Origin of the sequence: Nostoc sp. (genome assembly GCF_036917775.1) — a bacterium.
Classification (GTDB): domain Bacteria; phylum Cyanobacteriota; class Cyanobacteriia; order Cyanobacteriales; family Nostocaceae; genus Nostoc.
Map to the genome: position 1 here is coordinate 1 of NZ_JBALEQ010000160.1, position 2,859 is coordinate 2,859.

The window sequence follows — 2,859 nt, forward strand, 5'->3', positions numbered from 1 at the left end:
TAAGAAAGATGTGACTAATGGATAGCTTTTTTAAGGGGGGTTAGGGGGGATCAATAAGTGCCTAAAATCACAGCCAACCACTTTTCAAACAACCTTTTGGAGCGGCATAATAAGTAATAATTGCTGATTACTGTAGCGGTGTAAAGCTATGCTACCCTAGCCACAAAACTTGTAGAGGCTGATTAATGAGTATCAAAGGCTGATTAATGGAGTTCAAATACTCTTTAATGGAGTTCCAAGGCTGATTAATGGAGTTCAAATACTCTTTAATGAAGTTTAAATACTCTTTAACGGAGTTCCAAGGCTGATTAATGGAGTTCCAAGACTCATTAATGGAGTTCCAAGACTCATTAATGGAGTTCCAAGACTCATTAATGGAGTTCAAAGACTCATTAATGAGTATCAAAGACTCATTAATGAAGTTCAAAGGCTTATTAATGAGTATCAAAGACTCAAGAACCAGACGCAGCTTTAGTCGGTCTACCTTTGATAGCCTTAAAGCGTTCGCCCAACTGTTCAGCAACAGTTTTTAAGCCTGGAGTCTTTTTTGATGCAGTCTTCACGTAATCATAAACAGTCAAACTGCTAGTCATCGCCTCACTACCGACAGCCATTAGGGTATCATCTACCTGTTCGGTGAGTTGCTGCATTGAGGTTAAAAGTTCGGTAAGCGCAGCAGCTAATTGATAATCTTGAACCAGTTCCTCAACGTCAAAAGTAGCTGGAAGGATTTCGCGGTTAGACTGAGCAGCAGTAATGCTATTGTTCACAAAGGCTAGGCTTTTATCGCCCATTTTTACCAACTTACGCCGTTCTTCATTGCTGAGAGTAATCAGAAAGGGCATCTTTTTTTGGACTGTCTGTAGCGCGGCTTTAATTTCTTGGATATCTTGTGGCGAAAGGGAGGCGGCAATATTCTGATAAGCCATGATATATTTACCTTGGGAGTTCTAATGGTGAAGTAGCAATAGTTGCTAAGTATAGAATTCCCATTGGTAAGTGCGATCGCACATCATAACCTATTTATTTATCTGTTTTAGCGCTGATGCTGAGGGATACTGACCAGATGCAATCAAAGCTTGTCGTTCTATAATCCTTTCATCGCCGTTAAAATCTAGAATACGTGCGGTGACTTCACCAATATCTGTTTGATGCTGAATTACAGCCTCATCAAGTTGAAAATGATCGCCCCAAAAGTCTCTGCGTGGGTTAAAAAACCGCACAAGTTCGCCAGTTTGCCAATTAATTGACCCCAAATCCGTGCCTTTTTGCAGGTTACAGAAAATACAGGCATAGCAGAGATTATCTGCTGTTGTAGCGCCGCCGTGTTTGACACTGATTATATGGTCAACTTGAAAACCTAAGCCGTCTAATTCTGGATATAAACAATACTCGTATAGATGGGCGGCGCGATCGGCAACTAAACGCCGCAGTTCTGCATTAATATATAGACGAGGCATTTTGAATACTTACTTAGGGTTAATATACTGGTGAGCTTTTGCTTTTGCCAACCTCATAATATGCTCTAGCGTGAGGAAATGATCTAACTCTCGCTGGTCACTTCCTGTAAGACCTTCAGTTTTTGCGCGATAAACCAAATCCTCTAAACGGTCTTTGGCTGCATCCGAGAGTTTGAAATCGATAACACTTTGGGGAGTGGTTCCCGCAGCAATAAACTCTATAATTTCATCGTAGACTTTGGCTGTATTTACAGATGTAGTCATGAGATTACCTATTTTTATTTAATTTTACTGATTTACAACGTTACTTTTAATGACTTTACTAGTGTTTTTGGCTCTGGTAGAGGTTCACCGTCAGCCAAAGATGATTCAATCAGCATTTCTAAAACTTCTTGAGCATTTTTAAGAGCGTCTTCGTAAGTCTCTCCGTGAGTGCAAGGCTGCATTATATCCGTAAACTCAGGTAGCAAAACCACATAACATTGGTCTTCTTCTGACCATTGAATCACGATTGTATATTTATTCATAAGCTTCTCGTCGATGAGCAATAGTAGTTACCATGACTTGATTTGTTCCATCATCAACTTGATAGATTACTCGATAGTCACCAATGCGATAGCGATAATAACCTGCAAAGTCACCTTTGAGAGGTTTAACATTAGGATGAAACCGAGGATTTTGTTCTAGTTGCTCAAAGCATCTAGCAACTTTTTTGGCTAAAGCTTGGTCTGCTGTAGCAAAAATCTCCTCGGCTTTGGCAGATAACACAACGTTATACATCAGACCGAATTGTTCTCCAGCTTTTTACCCGACCTTCAGCAATATCTTTTTTACCTTCTTCAAATGATTCAATAAATCCAGGGATATCAAGTAACTCTTGGGTAGCATCTTCACTCTCCTTATCTGCTAGATATGCTAAAAAATCAGCAACCAGTTGTAAGCGTTCTGAAGATAATACATCTAAATATTGGTTGATTTGCTGACGAACTTCTGTGTTATTCATGTTTTCACTACTCTTTTACTTCTCTAATTGTGCCAACTTCTTCTGAGCAAATTCCCGCACTTGCTCATCTGGGTCATTCTCTGCGCGATCGCGCAACAGTGGTAAAGTCTGGGGATGCTGAGGAAATTGCTTGATAATTATCTCTAGTGCAATGCGCCGAGGATTAGTTTCATTCTTTTTCTTACGCTCAAAGGGGTCATTAATAGCGCAGTTGTGGTAGATGTCAAACAACTCAGGCTGATATTTAAAGTATTTAGCTAATTTTTGAACTGCTGCACCTCGCACATTCCAGTTATCATCTTGGGTAGCGCGTTCTTTGAGGATAGATTTGGTGTCGGGGTCATCTTTGAAGTGATTCGCTAATTCTTCGACTGCTGCACGTCGCACATTCCAGTT

7 protein-coding genes are annotated in these 2,859 nt (G+C 40.2%); all 7 read right to left on the reverse strand.

Going from position 1 to position 2,859, the window contains the following annotated elements; all coding sequences use genetic code 11:
- Positions 1 to 452: 452 nt before the first annotated feature.
- Positions 453 to 929, reverse strand: a complete 477-nt coding sequence (locus V7K69_RS32085; protein ID WP_335042205.1) for a hypothetical protein — start codon at positions 927 to 929, stop codon at positions 453 to 455.
- 90 nt (positions 930 to 1,019) lie between these two features.
- Positions 1,020 to 1,460 (reverse strand): HNH endonuclease, encoded by a 441-nt coding sequence (locus tag V7K69_RS32090; RefSeq protein WP_335042207.1) that lies wholly within the window; start codon positions 1,458 to 1,460, stop codon positions 1,020 to 1,022.
- A gap of 9 nt (positions 1,461 to 1,469) precedes the next feature.
- A complete protein-coding gene (locus V7K69_RS32095; RefSeq protein ID WP_335042210.1) occupies positions 1,470 to 1,724 on the reverse strand; it encodes a hypothetical protein in 255 nt (84 codons plus the stop codon).
- Positions 1,725 to 1,756: 32 nt separating this feature from the next.
- Complete coding sequence (locus V7K69_RS32100) at positions 1,757 to 1,987, reverse strand: type II toxin-antitoxin system HicB family antitoxin (RefSeq protein ID WP_335042213.1); 231 nt, start codon at positions 1,985 to 1,987, stop codon at positions 1,757 to 1,759.
- Positions 1,980 to 2,240, reverse strand: coding sequence for a type II toxin-antitoxin system RelE family toxin (locus tag V7K69_RS32105; RefSeq protein WP_335042217.1), 261 nt, complete (start codon positions 2,238 to 2,240; stop codon positions 1,980 to 1,982). The genes V7K69_RS32100 and V7K69_RS32105 overlap by 8 nt, the downstream gene beginning before the upstream one ends.
- Positions 2,233 to 2,463, reverse strand: coding sequence for a hypothetical protein (locus V7K69_RS32110; protein WP_179071834.1), 231 nt, complete (start codon positions 2,461 to 2,463; stop codon positions 2,233 to 2,235). Before V7K69_RS32110 ends, V7K69_RS32105 begins: the two co-directional genes overlap by 8 nt.
- A 15-nt stretch (positions 2,464 to 2,478) precedes the next feature.
- A partial coding sequence (locus V7K69_RS32115; RefSeq protein ID WP_335042220.1) for a HEAT repeat domain-containing protein occupies positions 2,479 to 2,859 on the reverse strand: 381 nt, incomplete at its 5' end.

Bases quoted from the DNA above. Each gene is read 5' to 3' on its own strand.
- V7K69_RS32085 (WP_335042205.1), bottom strand. From the start codon at position 929: ATGGCTTATCAGAATATTGCCGCCTCCCTTTCGCCACAAGATATCCAA.
- V7K69_RS32090 (WP_335042207.1), bottom strand. From the start codon at position 1,460: ATGCCTCGTCTATATATTAATGCAGAACTGCGGCGTTTAGTTGCCGAT.
- V7K69_RS32095 (WP_335042210.1), bottom strand. From the start codon at position 1,724: ATGACTACATCTGTAAATACAGCCAAAGTCTACGATGAAATTATAGAG.
- V7K69_RS32100 (WP_335042213.1), bottom strand. From the start codon at position 1,987: ATGAATAAATATACAATCGTGATTCAATGGTCAGAAGAAGACCAATGT.
- V7K69_RS32105 (WP_335042217.1), bottom strand. From the start codon at position 2,240: ATGTATAACGTTGTGTTATCTGCCAAAGCCGAGGAGATTTTTGCTACA.
- V7K69_RS32110 (WP_179071834.1), bottom strand. From the start codon at position 2,463: ATGAATAACACAGAAGTTCGTCAGCAAATCAACCAATATTTAGATGTA.